The 20,697-nt window shown below is 66.1% G+C and carries 17 protein-coding genes; 9 read left to right on the forward strand and 8 right to left on the reverse strand.

Annotated features, from left to right (window positions below; translation table 11 throughout):
* Positions 1-129 precede the first annotated feature (129 nt).
* Entirely contained in the window at positions 130-975 is an 846-nt protein-coding gene (locus FJ386_11915; GenBank protein ID MBM3877413.1) for a type II secretion system protein, read from the reverse strand.
* A 178-nt stretch (positions 976-1,153) separates the two neighbouring features.
* On the opposite strand from FJ386_11915, the gene gatC reads away from it, so the two are divergent.
* The 3 genes from gatC to asnS all read left to right on the forward strand — a co-directional run bounded on the left by gatC (position 1,154) and on the right by asnS (position 4,381).
* A complete protein-coding gene (gatC, locus tag FJ386_11920; protein ID MBM3877414.1) occupies positions 1,154-1,441 on the forward strand; it encodes an Asp-tRNA(Asn)/Glu-tRNA(Gln) amidotransferase subunit GatC in 288 nt (95 codons plus the stop codon).
* 112 nt (positions 1,442-1,553) lie between these two features.
* On the forward strand, positions 1,554-3,014 hold the full coding sequence (gene gatA, locus FJ386_11925) for an Asp-tRNA(Asn)/Glu-tRNA(Gln) amidotransferase subunit GatA (protein ID MBM3877415.1): 1,461 nt from the start codon (positions 1,554-1,556) through the stop codon (positions 3,012-3,014).
* Positions 3,015-3,019: 5 nt separating this feature from the next.
* The gene (gene asnS / locus FJ386_11930) at positions 3,020-4,381 is read left to right on the forward strand and encodes an asparagine--tRNA ligase (GenBank protein MBM3877416.1); all 1,362 of its coding nucleotides are present in this window, start codon (positions 3,020-3,022) and stop codon (positions 4,379-4,381) included.
* Between the two features lie 21 nt (positions 4,382-4,402).
* On the opposite strand, the gene FJ386_11935 is transcribed toward asnS, so the two are convergent.
* Both FJ386_11935 and FJ386_11940 read right to left on the reverse strand, forming a co-directional pair.
* On the reverse strand, positions 4,403-5,128 hold the full coding sequence (locus FJ386_11935) for an isoprenylcysteine carboxylmethyltransferase family protein (protein ID MBM3877417.1): 726 nt from the start codon (positions 5,126-5,128) through the stop codon (positions 4,403-4,405).
* Positions 5,034-6,218 carry an AAA family ATPase gene (locus FJ386_11940; protein MBM3877418.1) on the reverse strand — a complete coding sequence of 395 codons (1,185 nt, stop codon included), beginning with the start codon at positions 6,216-6,218 and terminating at the stop codon, positions 5,034-5,036. The genes FJ386_11935 and FJ386_11940 overlap by 95 nt, the downstream gene beginning before the upstream one ends.
* Before the next feature lie 917 nt (positions 6,219-7,135).
* On the opposite strand from FJ386_11940, the gene FJ386_11945 reads away from it, so the two are divergent.
* The 6 genes from FJ386_11945 (at position 7,136) to FJ386_11970 (ending at position 11,767) form a co-directional block, all read left to right on the forward strand.
* The gene (locus FJ386_11945; protein ID MBM3877419.1) at positions 7,136-7,933 is read left to right on the forward strand and encodes a 3-deoxy-8-phosphooctulonate synthase; all 798 of its coding nucleotides are present in this window, start codon (positions 7,136-7,138) and stop codon (positions 7,931-7,933) included.
* A 3-nt stretch (positions 7,934-7,936) separates the two neighbouring features.
* The gene (locus FJ386_11950) at positions 7,937-8,482 is read left to right on the forward strand and encodes an HAD-IIIA family hydrolase (GenBank protein ID MBM3877420.1); all 546 of its coding nucleotides are present in this window, start codon (positions 7,937-7,939) and stop codon (positions 8,480-8,482) included.
* 87 nt (positions 8,483-8,569) lie between these two features.
* The gene (locus tag FJ386_11955; GenBank protein ID MBM3877421.1) at positions 8,570-9,688 is read left to right on the forward strand and encodes a hypothetical protein; all 1,119 of its coding nucleotides are present in this window, start codon (positions 8,570-8,572) and stop codon (positions 9,686-9,688) included.
* Positions 9,685-10,407 (forward strand): LPS export ABC transporter ATP-binding protein, encoded by a 723-nt coding sequence (lptB, locus tag FJ386_11960; GenBank protein MBM3877422.1) that lies wholly within the window; start codon positions 9,685-9,687, stop codon positions 10,405-10,407. The genes FJ386_11955 and lptB overlap by 4 nt, the downstream gene beginning before the upstream one ends.
* Positions 10,408-10,495: 88 nt before the next feature.
* Positions 10,496-11,443: an HPr(Ser) kinase/phosphatase gene (gene hprK, locus FJ386_11965; GenBank protein MBM3877423.1), complete on the forward strand. Its 948-nt coding sequence runs from the start codon at positions 10,496-10,498 to the stop codon at positions 11,441-11,443.
* A 66-nt stretch (positions 11,444-11,509) separates the two neighbouring features.
* The gene (locus FJ386_11970) at positions 11,510-11,767 is read left to right on the forward strand and encodes a hypothetical protein (protein MBM3877424.1); all 258 of its coding nucleotides are present in this window, start codon (positions 11,510-11,512) and stop codon (positions 11,765-11,767) included.
* Positions 11,768-12,000: 233 nt separating this feature from the next.
* Here FJ386_11970 and FJ386_11975 read toward each other — a convergent pair whose 3' ends face one another.
* The 5 genes from FJ386_11975 to FJ386_11995 all read right to left on the reverse strand — a co-directional run.
* Positions 12,001-13,020, reverse strand: coding sequence for a WD40 repeat domain-containing protein (locus FJ386_11975; protein MBM3877425.1), 1,020 nt, complete (start codon positions 13,018-13,020; stop codon positions 12,001-12,003).
* A gap of 52 nt (positions 13,021-13,072) precedes the next feature.
* A complete protein-coding gene (locus FJ386_11980; GenBank protein MBM3877426.1) occupies positions 13,073-16,195 on the reverse strand; it encodes a c-type cytochrome in 3,123 nt (1,040 codons plus the stop codon).
* Between the two features lie 129 nt (positions 16,196-16,324).
* On the reverse strand, positions 16,325-18,100 hold the full coding sequence (locus FJ386_11985; protein MBM3877427.1) for a hypothetical protein: 1,776 nt from the start codon (positions 18,098-18,100) through the stop codon (positions 16,325-16,327).
* 70 nt (positions 18,101-18,170) lie between these two features.
* A complete protein-coding gene (locus tag FJ386_11990) occupies positions 18,171-19,529 on the reverse strand; it encodes a sigma-54-dependent Fis family transcriptional regulator (protein MBM3877428.1) in 1,359 nt (452 codons plus the stop codon).
* Between the two features lie 206 nt (positions 19,530-19,735).
* Positions 19,736-20,697 (reverse strand): trypsin-like serine protease (locus FJ386_11995; GenBank protein MBM3877429.1); only part of this gene is annotated, 962 nt, incomplete at its 5' end.

Consider the following 20,697-nt stretch of genomic DNA (forward strand, 5'->3'; position numbering starts at 1 on the left):
CGCAGCGACGGGTGCCGGCGCGGGCGCGGACGCGGCCGCCGGCGGCCCGGGCTTGCGGCAGGCAAGCAGGAGGACGGTCAGCGCGAGTAGAGCCAAGGTGCGGCGCATCTGGATTTTCCGGGTGTGCTGTCAATAGTTCAGCCCGTCCGCGATTTTGCGTGAATCCACGTCGTTTGCGGAAATGGGGAGCCCGTTCAGCGGGTTGACGGTGACGCCGGGCCTCTGGATGTTGATATTGTCGTCGTGATAGTTCCGGGCAATCCGCGCAAACTCGCCCTGCCACTTGTAGATTTCCGCGTGGCCATCCACGAATGAGAGGGCCGCGCCCAAGCCGTGCCGGCCGGCCGGAGGATTCCACGCGGACCACTGCCCGTTGTTCAAGTCGGTGTTCGACCGGATGCCCTGCGCGCCGTTGTCGATGCTCACGGGATTCTCCTCGAGGAAGACGATCACCTGCGCCGGCCTTTGAATGTCCGCGGGGCGGCGGGCCGACTGGGTGACGACGGCACACGCGATGCCGACGGACATCGAGTAACTGCGATGATGCGGGACCTGCGAGCCGACGACCGTCTTCGCGCGGCTCGCCGGGCAGAGGTAAGACTTCTCCGAGTTGTGATACCGGAAGAGTTTGCCCTGCGTGATGTTGCTCGCGTAGGACTCGAAGGGACGGATGGGAGCGACCCGCTGCACGTTGCCCCAGACCCAAGAGTTGGTGCCGGCTGCGGTGGCCTGCATGGAATCGTTGTCGTTCGGGACGAAACGGTCGTCGTTCTCGCCGTTGTAGAGTTCATGCGCGAGCTGGAGCTGTTTGAGATTGTTCAGGCACTGCGTGTTGTGGGCCTTCTTCTTTGCGCTGGAGAGGGCGGGGAGCAGCATCCCGGCAAGGATCGCGATGATGGCGATGACGACGAGCAGTTCGATCAGGGTGAACCCGGCACGCCAGGCCGTCGCGTGGAAGCGGGATGAAAGTTCCATGTCAACGGCAAGACCTTAGTCACAGTGCGGCCCGAGCGCAAGCGCGCGCGGGTCCGGGGCATGCCGCGTCAAAGGGCGGGGGAACGCGCGCACGAGACGTGTCGCGGAGCCTGCGAAGCACCTGTTCGACGCCGCTTTGAACCTTGAAGTTTGCCCCTTCCCCCCTAGTCTCGCGCGCATGCCGACGACGCACATGGACGTGAAATATGTCGCGCACCTTGCGCGCATCGCGCTCACGCCGGCGGAGGAGCAGCAACTCGGCGCGCAACTCGACGACGTGCTCGGCTACATCGAGAAGCTCAAGGAAGTGGACGTTTCGCAGGTCGAACCGACCGCGCATGCCGTCCCGCTGGTGAATGTGACGCGCGCGGATGAACCGCGCCCGGGCCTCGCGCATGAGGACGCGCTTCGCAACGCGCCTTCCGAACTTGACGGCCTTTTCCGCGTGCCGCGAATCGTGGAGTGATTCCCTCGATGCTCACGGGTTTGACGCAAAGACGCAGGGGCGCGGGGAGGGGACTCACTGGACTCCCGTTTCTTTGCGCCGTTGCGCCGGTCCGCCGAATCGGTGTTCGCTGATGCTGAACCACCTCACGATTTCCGAACTCACGACGCAGCTCGCGCGTCGGGAATGCTCCGCGCGTGAAGCCACTCAGGCGTGCCTCGACCAGGTCGCGCGGGTGGACGGCCGCATTCGCGCCTTCCTCAGCCACGACCCCGCGGACGCGCTTGCGCAGGCCGACGCCGCCGACGCGCGCCTTGCCACGGGCGAGCGCGGGCCCCTGCTGGGCGTGCCCATTGCGGTCAAGGACGTCCTCGCCGTCAAAGGCCAGCCGCTCAAGTGCGCGTCGAAAATCCTCGGCGATTTCGTCGCGCCTTACGACGCGACCGCCATCGCGAGGCTTCGAGAAGCGGGGGCGGTGCTTTTCGGGCGGCTGAACATGGACGAATTCGCGATGGGCGGCTCCACGGAGAATTCCGCGTCCGGCCCGACCTTCAACCCGTGGGACCCGTCGCGAATCCCCGGCGGCTCTTCCGGCGGCTCCGCGGCCGCGGTGGTGGCGGACGAAGCCATCGCCACGCTCGGCTCCGACACCGGTGGTTCGGTGCGGCAACCCGCGGCGCTGTGCGGTTGTGTGGGGCTCAAGCCAACCTACGGGCGTGTTTCGCGCTACGGGCTCGTGGCGTTCGCGAGTTCCCTGGATCAGATCGGCCCGTGCGCGAAATCCGTGCACGACGCGGCGACGGTGCTGGGCGCGGTCGCCGGGCACGACCCGCGCGACTCGACCAGTGTCCCCGAGCCCGTGCCGGACTTTGGCGCTTCGCTCGATGGCGGCATCAAGGGCCTCAAGCTTGGATTGCCGAAAGAGTATTTCGTCGGCGGACTCGACCCCGAGGTGAAGTCCGCCGTGGACAGCGCGGTGAAGCAACTGGCGTCGCTCGGCGCCGAGGTGGTGGAGATCTCGTTGCCGCACACCGAATACGCCATCGCCACCTACTACATCATCGCCACAGCCGAGGCGTCGGCAAACCTTGCGCGCTTTGACGGCGTGCGTTACGGCGCGCGCGAGGACGGCGCAGACCCGGTCGAGATGTATTGTCGGACGCGCGGCGCGGGCTTTGGCGCGGAGGTCAAGCGCCGGATCATCCTCGGCACCTACGTGCTGAGCAGCGGCTACCACGACGCCTACTACCTGCGCGCGCAAAGGGTCCGCACGCTCATCCGCCGCGATTTCTTGCGGGCCTTCGAGCAGGTGGATGCCATCGTCACGCCGGTCACGCCGACGGTCGCGTTCAAGGTCGGTGAGAAGTGCGAGGACCCGTTGCAGATGTATCTGTTCGACGTGTTCACGCTCTCGTGCAACCTCGCCGGCATCTGCGGCATCAGCGTGCCGTGCGGCTTTGCGTGTTCGCCGAAGCTCCCGATCGGCCTGCAACTGCTCGGCAAGCCGTTCGACGAGGCAACGATCCTCAAGCTCGCCCACGCCTACGAACAAAGCACTCCGTGGCACAAAGAGAAGCCGCCGCTCGCGGCCTGAATCCCATGCGCACACTCGTCAAGCACGCACTCGCCTCAGCAACCGCGCAGGACAACGTCACCGTCAAGGGCTGGGTCCGCACGCGCCGCGACTCGAAGGGCTTCTCGTTCCTCGAGCTCAACGACGGCTCGTGCCTCGCGAGCCTGCAAGTCGTCGTGGACGCCAGCACGCCGGGCTACGCGGACATCGCGCACTTCACCACGGGTGCCTCGGCGGTCATCGAGGGCCGGCTCGCCGCTTCGCCGGCGTCGGGACAGAAGTGGGAGCTGCACGCGGCGCGCGTCGAGCTCGTGGGCCCGGCAGACACGACGTATCCGTTGCAGAAGAAGGGCCACACGCACGAGTTTCTCCGAACCATCGCGCACCTGCGGCCGCGGTCAAACCTGTTCGGCGCGGTGTTTCGCACCCGCAGCCGGCTCGCGTTCGCGGTGCACCGGTTTTTTCAGGAGCGCGACTTCGTCCATGTGCACACGCCGATCATCACCGCGAGCGATTGCGAGGGCGCGGGCGAGATGTTCCGCGTGACGACGCTCAAGGGAAACATCGACGGGAAGCCCGCCGCGGACTTCTTCGGCAAGCCCGCCTACCTGACGGTGAGCGGCCAGCTCGAGGCGGAGACGTTTGCGTGCGCCCTTTCAAATGTTTACACGTTTGGCCCGACGTTCCGCGCGGAGAATTCGAACACGGCGCGCCACGCGGCGGAGTTTTGGATGATCGAGCCGGAGATGGCGTTCTGCGATCTCGCGGGCGACATGGACCTCGCGGAGGACTTCGTGAAGGCCATGGTGCGCCACACGCTGGAGGAGTGCGCGGAGGACCTCGGGCTGTTCGCCAAGTTCGTGGACAAGGGCATCACCGAGCGGCTCAAGTTCGTTGCCGAGCGGCCGTTTGTGCGCGTGCCCTACACGGAGGCGGTCGGCATTCTGCAGGACGCCGGCAAGGCGTTTGAATTCCCCGTGCGCTACGGACAGAACCTGCAATCGGAACACGAGCGCTTCCTGACGGAGGAGCACTTCAAGTCGCCGGTGACCGTTTTCAATTACCCGCGCGAGATCAAGCCGTTTTACATGCGGCTGAACGACGACGGCAAAACCGTGACCGCGATGGACGTGCTGGTGCCGGGCATCGGCGAAGTCATCGGCGGCGCGCAGCGCGAGGAGCGCCCGGCACAACTCGCGGCCAACCTCGCGTTTCACAAGCTCAAACCGGAGGATTACTGGTGGTATGCGGACCTGCGGCGCTACGGGACGGTGCCGCACGCGGGCTTCGGGCTGGGCTTCGAGCGGCTGCTGATGTTCGTGACCGGCGTGTCGAACATCCGGGACGTGATCCCCTTCGCGCGCACGCCGGGGAGCGCGGAGTTCTAGCCGGGTGACACGCCGCGGGTGTCAATCCGCCGCGGCCTTGCCCCCGCCGCACTTCGGCACCAGACGCCCCGTGCGCGCCATGTAGTTGCGGTAATCTTCGCCGAACATCGACAGCATCATCGCCTCCTCGCGCCGCACCCGGAGCGCATACATGACCGTGAAGGGCGCGAACGCGCACCAGCCCGCGAGCCAGTTTGCGAGCATCAAACCCTGCGCGAGGCTGAACAGGAAAATGGAGGCATACATCGGGTGCCGCACGGTCCGATACACGCCATCCGTCACGAGGCTGTGCCCCTGCCGCACTTCGAGTGTCGCCGACCAGTTCAGCCCGAGGTCGGCGTGCGACCGGTGGAAAAGCCACAGCGCCGCGATCATGATCGGAAGCCCAAGCCACGGCGCCGCCGGGGGCAACGTGTAATCCGCGAATGCCAGCAGCGGGGTGAAGCCGTAGAGCAGAAGGGGCAGCGTGCCACCGGCGATCACAACGACGAGGAGGGTTCTTTCAAGCGCATCCACCCGGCGCTCGGTCAGCACGTTCGCCCGGGTGCGGCGGGCAAACCGGCCGCGGACGGCGACGTAAACAACGAACCCGGCGAAGAAGACGAGGTTCCACGGATTGCGGATCAGGTTCATGTGCGTGGCGGGAAGTCCGTCACGGCAGCGCGCCGAATTCTGCGTTGTAGTTCTTGCCGCATTCGGTGCACTGGCCCTCGAGAATCTCCATGTCAGGCGTCCACGAATAGGCATGGTTGCAGTGCTCGCACTTTACGAGGTAGCCGCGTCCGCTGCGGACGTGCTCGCGTCGCGACGGCTCGGACGGCGTGTCGAGATCGTCGGCCTGCAACGCCGAGAGCGCGGCGGCGTCCACCTGTGCCGCGATCGCCAGCCGCGTGGCTTGGGCATTGATGACCGCCTCGAAGGTGTTTCTCACGAGCCGCGCGTTGCCGAAGTTCTCGTCGCGGTTCGCGTGCAGCCACGTGAAGTGATGCAGCACCTTCTCGCGCAGCGCGGGCGCGAGCGTGAGCCCGTTCTTGCGGCACATGATCGCGAAGATCCGGCAGAGTTCCTGCGGGGTGTAATCGGGGAACTCGATGAAGCGGGTGAAGCGCGAGTGCAGGCCGGGGTTTGAACTGATGAACCGCGCCATCTCCTCCGGGTAACCTGCGACGATGACGATGAGCCGCTCGCGGTTGTCCTCCATGCGCTTGAGCAGCGTGTCGATGGCCTCGCGGCCGTAATCCTCGCCGCCGGACTTGGACAGCGTGTAAGCCTCGTCGATGAACAGGATGCCGTCGAGGGCGGCGTCCACCATCGCGTTGGTTTTCACGGCGGTCTGGCCGACGTATTCGGCGACGAGCGCGGCGCGGTCGCACTCGACCAGATGTCCCTTCTTGAGGATGCCGAGCGACTTGTAGATTCGTCCCATCAGCCGCGCGACGGTGGTCTTGCCGGTGCCGGGATTTCCGGTGAACACGGTGTGATAACTTGCAGCGATGGGCTTGAGTCCGCCCTGCACGCGCAGTTGCTGCAGGCGCGCGAAGTTCGCGGCCTGCTTCACCTTGTCCTTCACCTCGACGATGCCGACGAGCTCGTCGAGTTCGGCGAGCACCGCCTCGAGTTTGTCGCGATTCGCGGCGGCGGCGGTGTCGGATGCGTGCGCCTGGTGCGACTCGCACAAGTGCTGGATCCGGTCGAGCAGGTAGGCGATGAAGCGGCTTTCCTTCGCGGACACGCGGCCGTCCATCGTGGCGAAGGCCTCGCACACCTCGCGCACGAGGTTTGCGTAATATAGGGTGACCAGCCACGGCAGTTCGAGCTTGCCGAGCACGCGCACCATTTCGGCGAACGATTTGTCCAGCCCCTCGCGCACCGCCGGCGCCACGGCTTCATGAAGGCGCGTGATCTTGTCGCGCGAGTTCTGGATGTAGTCGTCGATGGCGTCGCGCAGGTGCACGCCCGGCTCCGTCTTTGGGAAATCGCGGTTCAGCGCCTGCAGCCGCTCGCGGTGCGACGCGCGGAACAATCCGACGAAGCCGCCGGGCAGCTCGCCCGGCACGTTGCAATACATGCACGCCATCCAGAACTGCGCCGAGGCGTCGGAGACCAGCCCGAAATCCGTGCGCGGGAAGAACACCGACCACGCCCCGCCGACCAGGTTGCGGAACGATTCGGCGAGTTTCTCCAACAAGTCCACCGTGCCGTGGCTGCTCCGCTCGTAGGAGAGCTGCGGCGGCATCAGGATTTCGAGGTGCTCGGAGAGGAGCTTCGCGCTCGCCAGCGCGCGGGCGAGTTGCGCCACGGAGTCCTTCGCGCACCCCGTGACCGTCGCCGTCTCGGGGATCCGCCGCTGCAAGTCGCGCCATGCGGCGAGGAATTCGTTGTCGAGGGCGACAAGCTTCTCGGCCTGTTCCTTGCGCAGAATCTGTCGCCCGGCAAAAAACGCGGCGAGATCCTCCGTGCTCATGCGGTTGAAGGCTGCGAGACCTTCCGCTCCAAAGGCGCCGAGCTGTTCGCGCGAGCGCGCGTCGCCGATCACGCAGGCAAGCACGGCGCCGGGAAGCAGCGGGTGGATTGAGCGGTCTTGGACGAGGGCTTGCACGGTTCGGGTCGCGCGGAACTATCGCGCAGCAACGCGCCGAATCAAGCCTTTCGCCCGTGGAGGCTGCAACCGGGGCTGACGCCACCGCCGATTCACAGTTTGCCTAGCTTGCGGGGCGATGACAGACTCGGCGCGTGCCGAAGGAACACGACCCGCTGTGGCGCGCGCTCGCCGCGCGGCGGCAGCTCTTTCTCATCGCCGGTCCGTGCGTCATCGAGAGCGAGACCCTGTGCTTCACGGTGGCGGCTTCGCTCAAGCGGATGTGCGCGCGGTTGGGCATACGGCTGATTTTCAAGGCGAGTTTCGACAAGGCAAACCGCACTTCCGGGACGTCCTTCCGCGGACCGGGTCTCGACGAGGGACTGCGCGTGCTCGCGGCTGTCCGCGCGAAGTTCGGCATTCCCGCGCTCACCGACATCCACACCGGGGCGCAGGCCGAGGCGGCGGCGCGAGTGGTGGACGTGCTTCAAATCCCCGCATTCCTTTGCCGGCAGACGGACTTGATCGAAGCCGCCGCGCGCACCGGCCGCATCGTGAACATCAAGAAGGGGCAGTTCCTCTCGCCTGCCGAGATGGGGCAGGTGGTGAAGAAGGCGGCGGCCGCCGGCGGCCGGAAGCTGCTCGTGACCGAGCGGGGGACGACGTTTGGATACAACAACCTCGTTGCCGACATGCGTTCGATTCCCCAGATGAAGGCGTTTGGCTCGCCCGTGGTTTTCGACGCCACGCACTCCGTGCAGAGGCCGGGCGCGGGCGGTGATCGAACAACGGGCCAGCGCGAATTCGCGCCGGTGCTCGCACGGTGCGCGATTGCCGCGGGCGCAGACGGGTTGTTCATCGAGACGCATCCGGACCCCGACCGCGCGCCGAGCGACGGGCCGAACATGATCCCGCTCGACGAGATGCCCCGAGTGCTCGCCGACCTGCTCAAGGTCTGGAAGGCGGTCCGCTGACGAATGCCTGCCGCGCGTCCACCCGCCCGCGACCTGCGCGCCCGCCTGCGCCGCGTGCGCCTGCTCCTCTGCGACGTGGACGGCATCCTGACCGATGGCAGCGTCTTCATCAGCGGCGACGGGATGGAGACGAAGCGCTTCAACATTCACGACGGCCTCGGGATCGTGCTCGCGCGCAAGCACGGGCTGAAGGTGGGCTGGGTTTCGGCGCGGCCATCACCCGCCACGGCGCAGCGCGCGGCGGAATTGAAGATCGATTTTCTTCACCAGGACAAATCACCGAAGTTGAACGCCGTCGGGGCGATCTTGTCCACGGCGGGCATGGACTGGGACGAACTCTGCTACATGGGGGACGACGTGGTGGACCTCGCCGTGCTCCGGCGCGCAGGCCTCGCGGTGAGCGTTCCGGATGGCACCGCCGGGGCGCGGGCACTCGCGCATCACGTCACACGCGCGCGCGGCGGGCATGGGGCGGTGCGAGAGGTGGTGGAATTGATTTTGAAAGCGCAGGGCAAATGGGCGACTATCGTGCGCGAGTATGCGAAGTAACGCGCCACCTTCTACCCGACCCGGACTTGGAAAGGAACCGCGAGAGGGAGCGGGGGAGAAGGCGACCCCGCGAGGAAGGGAGATGCAATGCCGTTTCTCTCCCGCCCCCTTTCCCCTTTGCTCCCTTTCTCCGCTGCTCCCTCTCGCAATCCTCGCGCTCGCGGCGTTTGGGACTGGCAGCGGCTCCGTGACACACGCGCAACTCGCCACGGGCGGCTCGATCAAGGGAGGATTCAAGTTTCCGGATTACGACCGGGTGTCGAGCACGCTCAAGTCCCTGCTTACCGGCCGCACGGCGCGCCAGCAGCAGGACGGCACGGTGCACGTGACCGATTTGCGCGTGGAGACTTACGCGTATCCCACGCCGGAGCAGAAGGAAGTCGAGGTCGTGGTGCAGGCGCCGACGTGCAGCTTCGACATGGAGCGCAAGCTAGCCTCCTCGCCCGGCCCGGTGCGCATCGAGCGCGCCGACGGACAGTTCACGATTCTCGGCGAGGGGTTCGAGCTCAAGCAGGCCGATGCTGTCTTCAACATTTCCAACAACGTCCACGCGATCCTGAGGCCAGCAAATGCCGGGGCGCTGTTGCAGAGCCGCAAGCCATGAAAGCAACCGCACTCGCCCTCGGGCTTCTCACAGCCTGGGCCGCCCTCGTCGCCGCGCAGGACCAGTCACAACCCGCGCCGAAGTCCTCCGCAGTCCGACCCCGCGGCGCGACCAACTCGCCCATCGAGATTACTTCGCAGTCCGTCACCCACAGTAACATCGCGGGCGTCACCATCTTCACCGGCAACGTGAAGGCATGGGACGACAAGATGGAACTCTTCGCGCGCAAGATGACGGTGAAGTTTGTCAACGTGGTCAATGCGAACAAGAGCGAGACCCGCAGCATCGCGAGCATCCTCGCCGACGGCGACGTGGTGATCGTGAACAAGCAGGACAAGACCCGCGCCGCCGCCGACCACGCCCTCTACCAAGCCGCGGCCGACACAATCGAATTGACGGGCAACACGCTCATGGAATCGTCCGGGTTGTTCACGACTGCGGACGTTGTGTTTTATGACCGCGCGGGTGGCGTGTTGACGGGCAAGGGCAACGTGAAGGTGGTCGTGGATCCCGGCGCGCTCGGGCGCACCAACCTGTTTCAAAGCGTGAAGCCCGAACCGAAGAACGATCCGGGCCCGGCAAAGAAGCGCGACCCGAAATGAGCCTCCTCGCCACCGAGAACCTCGCGCGTTCCTACCAGCACCGGCGCGTCGTCAACGGCGTGTCCATCCGCGTCCACGCCGGCGAGATCGTCGGCTTGCTCGGGCCCAACGGCGCGGGCAAGACCACCACGTTCAACATCGTCGTCGGTCTCGTGCGGCCGGACGCAGGCGCGGTGACATTCCAGGATGCCGACATCACGCGCGAGCCGATGCACGTGCGGGCGCGCCGCGGCATTGGCTACCTCACGCAGGAGCCGTCGGTTTTTCGCAAGCTCACCGTCGAGCAGAACATCCTCGCCATCCTGGAGACGCTCGACGTGGACGCGCAGGAACGCGCCGTGCGGCTCAAGGTTTTGCTTGAAGAACTCGACCTGGCCGCGCTCGCTCCGAACCTGGCCTACACGCTCAGCGGCGGCGAGAAGCGCCGGCTCGAGATCACGCGCGCTCTCGTCACGAGCCCGAAGCTGCTGCTGCTTGACGAGCCTTTCAGCGGGATTGACCCCATCGCAGTCTACGAAGTGCAGAAGATCGTGCGCCGCCTCAAGGAACGGGGACTCGGCATCCTCATCACCGACCACAACGTGCGCGAGACACTCAAGCTCGTGGACCGCGCGTATCTCATCCACAAGGGCGAGGTGATCTACGAAGGCAGCGCGGAGGTGATGGTCAACGATCCGAAGGCGCGGGAGATTTATCTGGGGCCGGAGTTCAACATGTGAATCGTGCTGCGTGATCCGTGGTGCGGGAAGAAACTACACGCCCCACTCTCCGCTTCACGCCCCACGCCCCACGCCCTACGCTGCCTTTATGCAACGCGACCCTGTCACCGTCGAGAAGTTCTACACGGAGAACGCCAGCCGACTTGATCTCAAGCTCGTCGCGGGCGCGCGCGGCTTGCGGCGCATCATCAAGGAGCCGACCGTCAACCGCCCCGGCCTCGCACTCGCGGGCTTCACCAAGTATTTCGCGAGCAAGCGCATCCAGGTCTTCGGCGCGGCCGAGCGCACGTTCCTCAAGTCGCTCGCGGCGGACATCCGCCACCACCGCTACGACACGCTGTTCGGGCACAAGATTCCGTGCGTCGTCTTCAGCCGCAACCACGTGCCCGACCGCGCGTTCCTCCAGGCCGCCGAGCGCGCCGACGTCAGCGTGTTCAAAACCCCGCTCATCACGATGAAGTTCATCAACCTCGCGACCTTGTCGCTCGAGACCATGTTTGCGCCGCACGGCACCGAAATGGGAAGCATGGTGGACATCCTCGGCGTCGGCGTCATCGTCAAGGGCGAGAGCGGCATCGGCAAGAGCGAGTGCGTCCTTGCGCTCATCGAGCGCGGTTACAGCCTCGTCACCGACGACATCACCAAGGTCACGCTCCAGGACGGCCGCGAGGTGATGGGAACAGGCTCCGAAATCACCCGCGACCACATGGAAGTGCGCGGCATCGGCATCATCAACGTGGCCGCGATGTTCGGCGTGCGCGCCATCCGCCACGAAAAGCGCGTGGACCTCGTTGTGACGCTCAAGGACTACGACCAGGTGCGGGACGTGGACCGCCTCGGAATCGAGGATGCCCACGTGGAAATCCTCGGCGTGCAGGTGCCTCACATGATCATCCCGGTGCGGCCGGGGCGGGACATCGCGCGGCTTGTCGAAGTCGCCGCGTTCCAGACCAAGCTCAAGCTCTCCGGTTACAACCCGGCGAAGGAACTCAACGAACGGCTCATCGCGAAGATGGCTGTGACGCCGCCGCTTTGAACCCGGTGAGGCGGGGCGGGCGCTTGCACCTCGTCCGAGATTTGGTAGCATTTCCACCGCAAAGTCATGACCTCCCAAGCGCACGCCATCGGCCAGGCGATCTACATCCGCACGGACACTGTGGATTATGAGGTGGAGGCGATCGCGTTCCGGTCGCTGGAGGAGATGGTCGAAGTCTGCTCGAAGCCCCGGCCGAAGCTCACGCTGGAAAAGATCATCATTTACAGCATGGTCGCATCGGGTGAACCCGTCGCGCTTACCCTCGGCTTCATCGCATCGAGCCGCGGCCAGCGTCCGGGCCACCTCGAATTGGTGAACGACTGAGGCTGGAATCCGCGGAAGCAGGCTCAAGTCGGGGAGAAGGGGGCCGAATGCACGGACGGCGGTGGTCGCTCGATGGGATCCTCGAATCCAACGCCAGGTGCGCCCTGTTTCCTTCCGCGAAGTCTTGGAGTGCGCCAGTCCGCTGCCGCCTTCGTCCGCCAATCCAACCCCGGTGTGGTTCCCAGAGCGGCAGCGGACTGCCGCGGTCCACGGCGCTGACGCGCCGGGGAAGTTCACGCCTTCTTTGCAGGCGCGGGCGCGGCCTTTGGCGCGAGCTTGGTGAGGTGGACTTTCCGGCCGTAGTGCGCGGTGATCACTTGAATGCCGTCGGCGTGGAGGTCCATCTCGCGCGCGAGGTCGGGCAGCTTGAACTGGTGCACGGGTTTCTCGTCCGCCGCGTTCCAGAAGAGGAGAAACCCGCCGCTGCCGCCGCCGGACACGCCGATGAAAGTTCCCTCGGGATGAAAGCGGCAGCCCCAGAGGACGCCGTTTTTGATGTCATTCGCGGTGTGCGATTTCACGTGCTTGGCGCTGTCCCAGTCGAAGCGCATCACGTGCGGTTCGTGGACGTTGCCGAGCGGGTTGGTGGCCTTGTGGAGTCCGGCGGCAGCGAGGTGCTTGCCGTCGGGACTCAGCGCGATGCCGCGAACGCCGCCGAAGTAAACCTGCTGGCCTTTGTCGTAGTGCGCGAGGTCCTTGCCGTCGAAGGTGCGCGTGAGCTTGCCGGTGTCCAGGTCCCACTGGTTGACCTTGCAGAGCAGGTCGCCGCTGAGGAGGAAGCCGCCCTTGGGATGGAAGTATACGCTGTAAACGTCGAGCTCGTGTCCCTTGAACTCGTGCACCAGTTTGCCGTCGGCGAGGTTCCAGACTTTCACAAGCCGGTCGTTGCCGCCGCTGGCGAGAAACTTCCCGTCCGGGCTCACGGCAAGTGCGCGGATCCAGCCCTGGTGCGCGGCGACCTTCCGGATGGGCGCGGGCTTTTCCGCGGCGGCGGGCCACCAGATCAACTGGTCGTCGCCGCCGGCGGTGATGAGGGTCTGGCCGTCCGCCGAGAAGGCCATCGCCCACACCCACGAGTCGTGCCCGCTGAACACGGTCTTCTTCTTCGCGTCCGAGTTTTCCCAGCGCAGGATGTTCCGGTCCTCGGCCGACGCGAACACGAGGCCGCCCTTGGGATCGAAGCGGCACGTGATGATGGGCGAGTCGTGGACGAATTCGGTCGCGACGTGCGCGGCCTTGAAGTCAGGGTTCATGGGCGTTGAATGGACGTCGGCCCGAACCGCGGCGTTCACCTCCGGCGCCCCGTCACTTCGCAAACACGGGATGATTCCGCCGCCCGTTGGCTTCGATGAACGCGAGCAGGTCGAGGATTTCGTCTTTCGTCAGCATTTTCACGAGGCCCTCCGGCATTGGCGAGAGCTTCGAAGGCGTGCGGGCCTTGATGTCGGACTTCTTCACCTCGGTGCGGTCCTGCGTGAACGGGTTCACGTAGAGCACGACCTTGTCGCCGGTCTCGTCGATCACCCGGCCGGTGATGTCCTCGCCGTTCTTGAGCGCGAAGGTCGTGTTGACGAACTGCTCGCTGAGCACCCGCGACGGTTCGAGGATGGATTCGAGCACGTCGCGCCGCGTGAAGCGCGCGGCGACGGCGGTGAGGTCCGGCCCCACGCCGCCGCCTTCGTTGCCCATCTTGTGGCACGCGAGGCACTGCGCGTCCACGAACGCCTGCTGGCCCCGCGCCCAGTTGCGCTCCTTCGCGGCGGCGTCGAGCGAGGGGAGGAAGTCGGCCATCGTCCACTCCTTCACCACGGCGGTGCGCTGCTGCGGTTTGGGAAAGGAGACCGCGGGACGGCCGGTGCTGCCGCCGGCGGAGCTCACGTTGATGAGCGAGGCGAGCTGAGTCTTCTCCGGTTCGCCGAGCTTCGCGGCGGCGTCCATTCGGATGAGGTCGAGCTGCTTTCGAAAGCTGTTGCCGTCGCCATAAGGTCGGCCGGCCTCGCGGAACCACTGCATCACGAGCGGGTCGTGGGCCGCGCCCGGGTCGGGATAGCCGTTGAGCGTGGTGAAGTAGTGGCGGCGCTCCTCGGGCGCCCAGCCCGTGGCGAGATTGCGCAGAGGGAAGAGATACGCCATCTGCTGCTCCTGCGTGGGCGCGGCGTCAATGAGCGCAAGCGTCCTGGCCGCGGTGCCGGGCGCTTCGAGGAAGACGAGCAACTGGCAGAGTTCGCGGTTCACGCGCTCGCTCTTCGACGGATACGCGGCCCCGAGTTTTTCGACGGCCAGCTTCGCCACGTCGGGCGAGGGCTTGCCGTGCCGCGCGAAGCTGACCTGGACGACGCGCAGTTTTTCCAACTGCTGCGTCTCGGTGATCTGTGCAAGCGGGAACCTGGACAACGCCTTCAAGCTGTCGTCCTGCGAGTCCTTGCCGCCGACGCGCGCGAGCGCCATCAGCGCGGTGAGCGCGGCGTTGGTCTGCCGCTCGTCGAGCGCGCGCTGTCTCCATCCGGTCAGGGGCTGCGCCTCGAGCGCGATGCGCGCGGCGTAGCGAATCCACCGGTCGTCGCTGTTCAAGTGCGGCCACACGAACGCGACCGCATTCGGGTCGGCCTTGCCGTGAAACGCCTCGATTCTCCGGCGCAGCGCACGGGCGTCGGCGCCGGCGGTGTCTTTCAACGGTGCGGGCGCGGTGCTTTCGGCCCCGTCGTAGGTGACGCGATACAATCCCGCCTGCACGCCGCGTCCGCCGACGGTGAAGTAAGCCGCGCCGTCGCTGCCGATTTCCATGTCGGTGACGTTGAGCGGCGGCTTCGGCGCGCCGGGAGTCACGAGGCCCTTCGGGCAGATGAAGTTCTCCATGGTCGCGCTGTAGCTCGCGCCCTGAGGCGTGAGGTGCACGGCGAGGATGCGCCCGTAGGTCCAGTCGAGGATGTAATAGGCGCGCTGGTATTTCGCGGGGAACTTTGCGCCGTAGCCAAACTTCGTGCCGGTCGGGCAACCCACGCCCACGTCAAGCGTCGGCGGCGTGCCGTCGGCGTAATAGGACGGCCACTTGCCCGAGCCGGAGCGCCAGCCGAAGTCCGCGCCACTCGTGCAGTGATACACGCGCGTCGCGCGATACCAGTGCATGCCCCACTCCCACTCCATGTCGCTGTCGTAGGTGAAGATCTCGCCGTCGGCGTTGAAGCTGAAGTCATACTGGTTGCGGAATCCGGCGCAGAACATTTCCCAGTTCCTGCCGTCGAGGTCGGTGCGATACACGTAGCCGCCGGGCGCGAGGATGCCGGTGGCGTGGCCATTGCCGTCCCACTGGCGCGGCAACACATGGTCTTCGGCGTAATTCTTGTGGGGCGATGTGGCCGCCGTGCCCTCGACCGGCTTGGTGTGATTGCCGGCGATGACGTAAAGTTTTCCGTCGGGCCCGAGTTCGACCGCGTGCGGACCGTGCTCGCCGCCGCCGGGGATGCGTTTGAGCAACTGAATGTCCTCGAAAAGGTCGTTGCCGCTTGGGTCGCTGATGCGGTAGAGGCCGCTCTCGAAGCGCGTGCTGTATTTGTTCACCACGACGTAGAGCGCGTTGTTCGCCCACACCATGCCCTGCGCGTCGTAGAGCGGCTTGGCGATGAATTCCCGCTTGGTCACTTTGCCGTTCGCGCCGAGGGTGATGCGGAGCAACCCACCGTCCGGATTCGCGCTGCGATACTGCGGGCTGACGATGAGGCGGCCCTTGTTGTCCTTGCAAAGGTTGACCCACGAACCCTCCTCCGGCTCGGCCGTGGCGATGAGCTCGACCTTGAAGCCCGGCAGCGTGTGGAGCGATTCCGCCGGAGTCGCCTCGCGGCGCGCTGCCGCCGCGCCCTTGGCCGCGCCCTTCGCGCCGCCCTTGCCCGCGCCGGGACCGAAGACGTCATTCCACGGCGCGACGCCGAGCTTTCCGAGGCTCACGACCTTGGTCCACCCGTCGGCCTTGAAGGCAAGCTGCTGCCAGCCCGCCTGATCTTCGGTGAACGAAACCCACGATGCATCGGTGACGACCGTGGACTTCTTGCCATCGGCGAACGTGATTTCAAGCCGGGCGATGGTTGCGGCGGCCCCGCCGTGATTGATGCCGCGCAGGGCGAGGATGTTTTCGCCGGCCTTGATTTCCGCCGTGACGTCCGCGACCTCCGGGCGCTCCCATGCGAGGCACGTGGCGACGGACTTGCCGTTGACGAACGCCGTGCCCTCGTTGTCCGTGGTCGTGGTGAGCACGGCCTTCGTGACCTTGCCCTCGACCGTGAAAATCTTGCGGAAGAAGCGGCGTTCGTTGGACTCGGTGGGTTTGCCCTTGTTGTCGTGCCAGATCCACTCGGGCGCCTGCGCGCGGAGCGGCTGTGCTGCGGCGAGAAGGGCCGCCAAAGTTGCGAGGTGAAACAGTCGGGTCGTGTTCATGTTTGGTCGCGGTGCGGTTGGATGACGGCCGGATTCTGAGCAGGATTCAATTCGTCCGGCGAGGGGAAACAGGCGTGAGGCGTTCGTTGCGCCCATTCCGTTTCTGATTCAAGCGCGACGACGCACGCGCTACGGCGCGGGTTTCCACAGTTCCCGGTCGGCCATGAAGAGCTGGTCGGGGAAGCCCTCGGTGAACGCGTGCCGCAGCGGGAAGTTCTCGGGCCGTTCGCCAACCACGATCGCCTCGGCGGCGAACATGCCCCAGTCGCGTTCCTCGCCGCGCAGCATTTCGGAGACGAGTCTCTGATCGAGCGTGAGCTGTGTGAGATACAGCGCGCGCACCGGCCGGCGGCGATGCACGCTCTGGAAATCCTCGCGCGCGTCCCACGTGAGCCACATGCAATCGCGCCCGCCATACCACGCCACGGCCCACGGCACGTCGCTCATCATCAGGTCGCTTCCGCCCAGCCAGCCCGCGCGCTCGGCGATGAACGGCGGATAATACGGCGGCCAGGCGATGGCCGGGCGCTTCGGACCGGTGAGCGTGAGCACCAGCGGCAGGCTGATCACCGCGATGAAAAGTCCGACCGCCGTGCCGCGCTGCGCCGGCGTCTCGAGCTGCAACTGATCCAGCATCACCGAGAACAGCCCGACGCCAAACACGAACACCACCGGCGCCGCGAGCACCAGCAGGTTCTCGCCATTGAAGTCCGGCGACAGCGCGGACATCTGCGTGCGCCCGAAGGCCTGCGCGACCGCCAGCAATCCAAGGCTTGAGAGCACAAACACCCGGGTCTTGCCGAGCACCGGGCTGTTGAACCGCAGCAGCAGGGCGGCGAGGAACAGCGCCGCGAGCCAGCTCCCGCCCAGCCGCGGCAGCTCATCCGCCAGGATGCGCGTGAAGTTCGGCCGGAACTTCGCCCAGTATTCGTCGAGGTCCACCTTGCCGAGGTCGTTCGGCGTCTCAGGATTCGCCGGGTTCACCGCGCGTTCGAGGCGGCTGCCGGGAAAGCGCTCCGAGTCGGCGAAGATCGCGTAGCCCGCGGTGCCGAAGAGCGTGCCGCTCACCTCGTGGTTGCGCAGGAGCCACGGCGTGAACACGCCCGCGAACGCCGCGAGCGCGAGCAGCACCATCGGCGCGCGTTTGATGCCGAAGCCCGCGCCAAGGAACACGCATACGGGCAGGATGAGCACGGCGAGCGAGTAGCGCGTGAGCGCCGCCGCGCCGGCAAGCGCGCCCGCGAGCAGCGCCACGGGCAGCAGCCGCGCCCAGCTCCAGCCGTTCGAGCGATGGCCTTGTTCCGCCGCGACAAGGCACCAGAGAATCGCGAGGAAGAGCACCGCGCCGAGCATCGTCGGCAGTCCGGACAGGCTGAACTTCCAGAACACATCACTGAGCAGCAGCGCGAGGGCCGAGAGCCACGCCACGAACCGGTCGAACAACCGCAGCGCGAGACGGAACACGATGAAGCACGCGACCAGCAGAAGCGACTGGTTGAGCCACGCGATGCGCTGCTCGGGCTCGTGCCGCTTGAATTCGTTCGCGGGAGCGATGGCGGCTTCGGCGGGCATGCGTTTCATCCACTCGGCGAGCAGCCACGGATACGCGGGCGCGTTCGCGAGGTCCGGGTGCGCCCCGGCGGAAGCCGGCGCGTTGGTCCCGTTGTGCTGCTCCAGCAGCCACACGCTGAACGGCCGGATGAAGTGCGTGGTGCAACCCCTGCCCGTGGCAAGATTGCGCGCAAGTTGCGCGGCGTCCATCGCTTCCGGTGATGCGAAATGCCGGAACTGCTGGAGGTTGAAGAGCGTCGCAAGCCCGAGGAAGACGAGGACGAACGCGAGCCCCTTGAGCAGGCGCGCGGCCGCCCCGGACTCGAGCGAGTGGATGAATTCCTGGGCGCGCATCAGAAGGGGAGCCGGGCGTGGCTTGCCACCGACGGGCTTGCGCGGCGTTGGCGTGTCGGAATCGCGTGGATCAAAAACCCTCCAGGTGGAATTCGTGCAGCTTGCGGTGAAGCGTGCGGCGGCTGATGCCCATGCGCTTCGCGGCGTGCGTGCGGTTGTTGCCGCAGTCCTTGAGCGCGCGGATGAGCAGCTGCCTCTCGGCCTCCTTGAGTGTGAGCGCGTCCTGCGCGAGGAGCGGCTCGGCGCCCGCGAGCGGATCGCGCAGCGCCTGCGGCAGGTCGCGCGTGTCCACCGTGGCGCCGCGGCAGAACACGACCGCGTGCTCCATCGACGTGCGGAGTTCGCGCACGTTGCCGGGCCATGGATACTTCATCATCGCCTCGAGCGCCTCGGCGGTGAAGTCGTTGACCGGCTTGCCGTTCTCCTTCGCGAATTCGCGCAGAAACGCCTGCGCCAGCAGCGGAATGTCCTGCTTCCGGTCGCGCAACGGCGGCAGCCGCAGCTCGACCACGCGCAGCCGGAAGTAAAGGTCCTCGCGAAATGTCCCCGCCTTCACCATCGCCCCGAGGTCCTTGTTCGTCGCCGTGATCACGCGGACATCCGCCGTCAGCGTCTTGTTCGAGCCCACGCGCTCAAAGGTGCGCTCGCCGAGGAACCGCAGCAGCTTCACCTGCACCGTCGCGTCGATCTCGCCCACCTCGTCGAAGAACAGCGTGCCCCCCTGCGCCTGCTCGATGCGGCCGACGCGCCGCTCGTGCGCGCCCGTGAACGCGCCCTTCTCGTGGCCGAACAACTCGCTCTCGAGCAATGACGCCGGCAACCCCGCCGCGTGCACCGTGACCAGCGGCGCCCGCGCGCGCGGGCTGAGCTGGTGGATCGCGCGCGCAATCATCTCCTTGCCCGTCCCGCTTTCGCCGAGCAACAGCACGCTCGCGCGCGTCGGCGCGACCTGTTGCACGGCCTCGAAGACCTCGCGCATCGGCGGCGATTCGCCGACGAGGTGGTCAAGCCCGAACCGCGTGTCGAGCTGCTTGCGGAGCTGGACGTTTTCCGACTCGAGCGTCTGGCTGCGGAGCGCCCGCGCGATGCGCATCTCGAGTTCCTCGATCTGCAGCCGGCCCTTGGAAATGTAGTCGTCCGCGCCGTGCTTCATCGCGTCCACCGCCACATCCTCAGAGCCGTAGGCGGTCATCAGGATGCACACCGGCGGCCGGGCGAGCGACTTGGCGCGCCGGATGAGCTTCAACCCGTCGTCGCCCGGCATCTTCAAGTCCGTGAGCAGCGCCGCGAAGTGATCCCGCTCGAGCAGGTTCATCGCCGACGCGGCATCCTCGGCCACGTAAACATCGTAGCGATCCTCGAGCGCCGCGCGCAGGCCGTCGCGCGTCATCTTCTCGTCATCCACGATGAGGACTTGTGGCTTGGTCATGTCGTGCGCGGCCGGACTCCGCGTCCACCCGGCGCCGGAGAGTAGGAGAAAAAGCCGGCGCGGTAAACGCCAAGAATGCGCCGGCGGGGCATGAAATGGGTTGGCAGTCCGCTGGCTCGACCACCTCACCACCACGCCGATGACGTTGCCGCGCCCGTTCGGTTGAACTCGGCGGCTGGTCGGCAAGCCGCCGTTCCCGCATTGGCTCAATACACCAGCACGAGCGCGGTGGCCTGCTCCACGGACTTCACCACGTCCTCAAACTTGCGGTCCCGCGTGTTCGGCTCCTTCAACTTCGCGGCGACATCGGGGACGGATTCGAGGAAGCTCAGGAGGTAGCTGCTCTTCACGGCGTAGTTCACGTTTTCCGCCAGCGTGCCGGTGGTGGCGAGGGCGGCCTTCTGGCTGAGCTTGGCCACCACCACGCCGATGACGTTGCCGCGCTCGTCCACCAGCGCGCCGCCGGAGTTGCCGGGCTGGATGGGCGCGCTGATCTGGAAATGCCGCGCGTCATCCTGCACACCGGCGAGGCTGGCAATCTCCCCCTTGGCCAGCTTGGGCGAAAACCCCTGCAATCCAGTGTTCGGAAAACCCACCGTGGCTGCGGTTGCTCCGAGGCGCACTCCGCGGCTGGAAATGACGGGCATTCCCGCGTATCGGCCTTCGGCCTTGAGCAACGTGAGGTCGTTCGCCTTGTCCACCTTCACGACACGCGCCGGAAACATGCCTGCTGCCGTGACAACCCGCACCTTCGCGCCCTCACCGGCGACATGCTGGTTGGTGATGAGATAGCCATCGTCCGTGATGAAGAAACCTGTGCCGGAAGATTCGGGCAGTGCCGCAACGTCGCGGCCGGTCAAGGTGTCATTGGCTGAAGGTGCGGACTCACGAGGTTTGAACTCGCGCGCCAACCGCTGGCCCTCGGCCCTCTGCGAGGCAGTCAAGTCGCGCTCAATTAGCGGGATTTTCTTCTTCGCCAGGTCATTGCCCTTTGCCCCGGCCAGCAGGAACCATTTGTATGCCTCCAATTCGTCCTTCACGACTCCGTTACCAAACCAAAACATGTTGCCGAGGTTGGATTGCGCTCTGGCATCTCCCTGATCTGCCGCCTTGCGATACCACTTCACCGCCTCCGCCTCGTCTTTCACCACGCCTCGGCCGTTGACAT

The sequence above is a fragment of the Verrucomicrobiota bacterium genome (assembly GCA_016871675.1).
In the GTDB taxonomy this organism is placed as follows: Bacteria; Verrucomicrobiota; Verrucomicrobiia; order Limisphaerales; family VHCN01; genus VHCN01.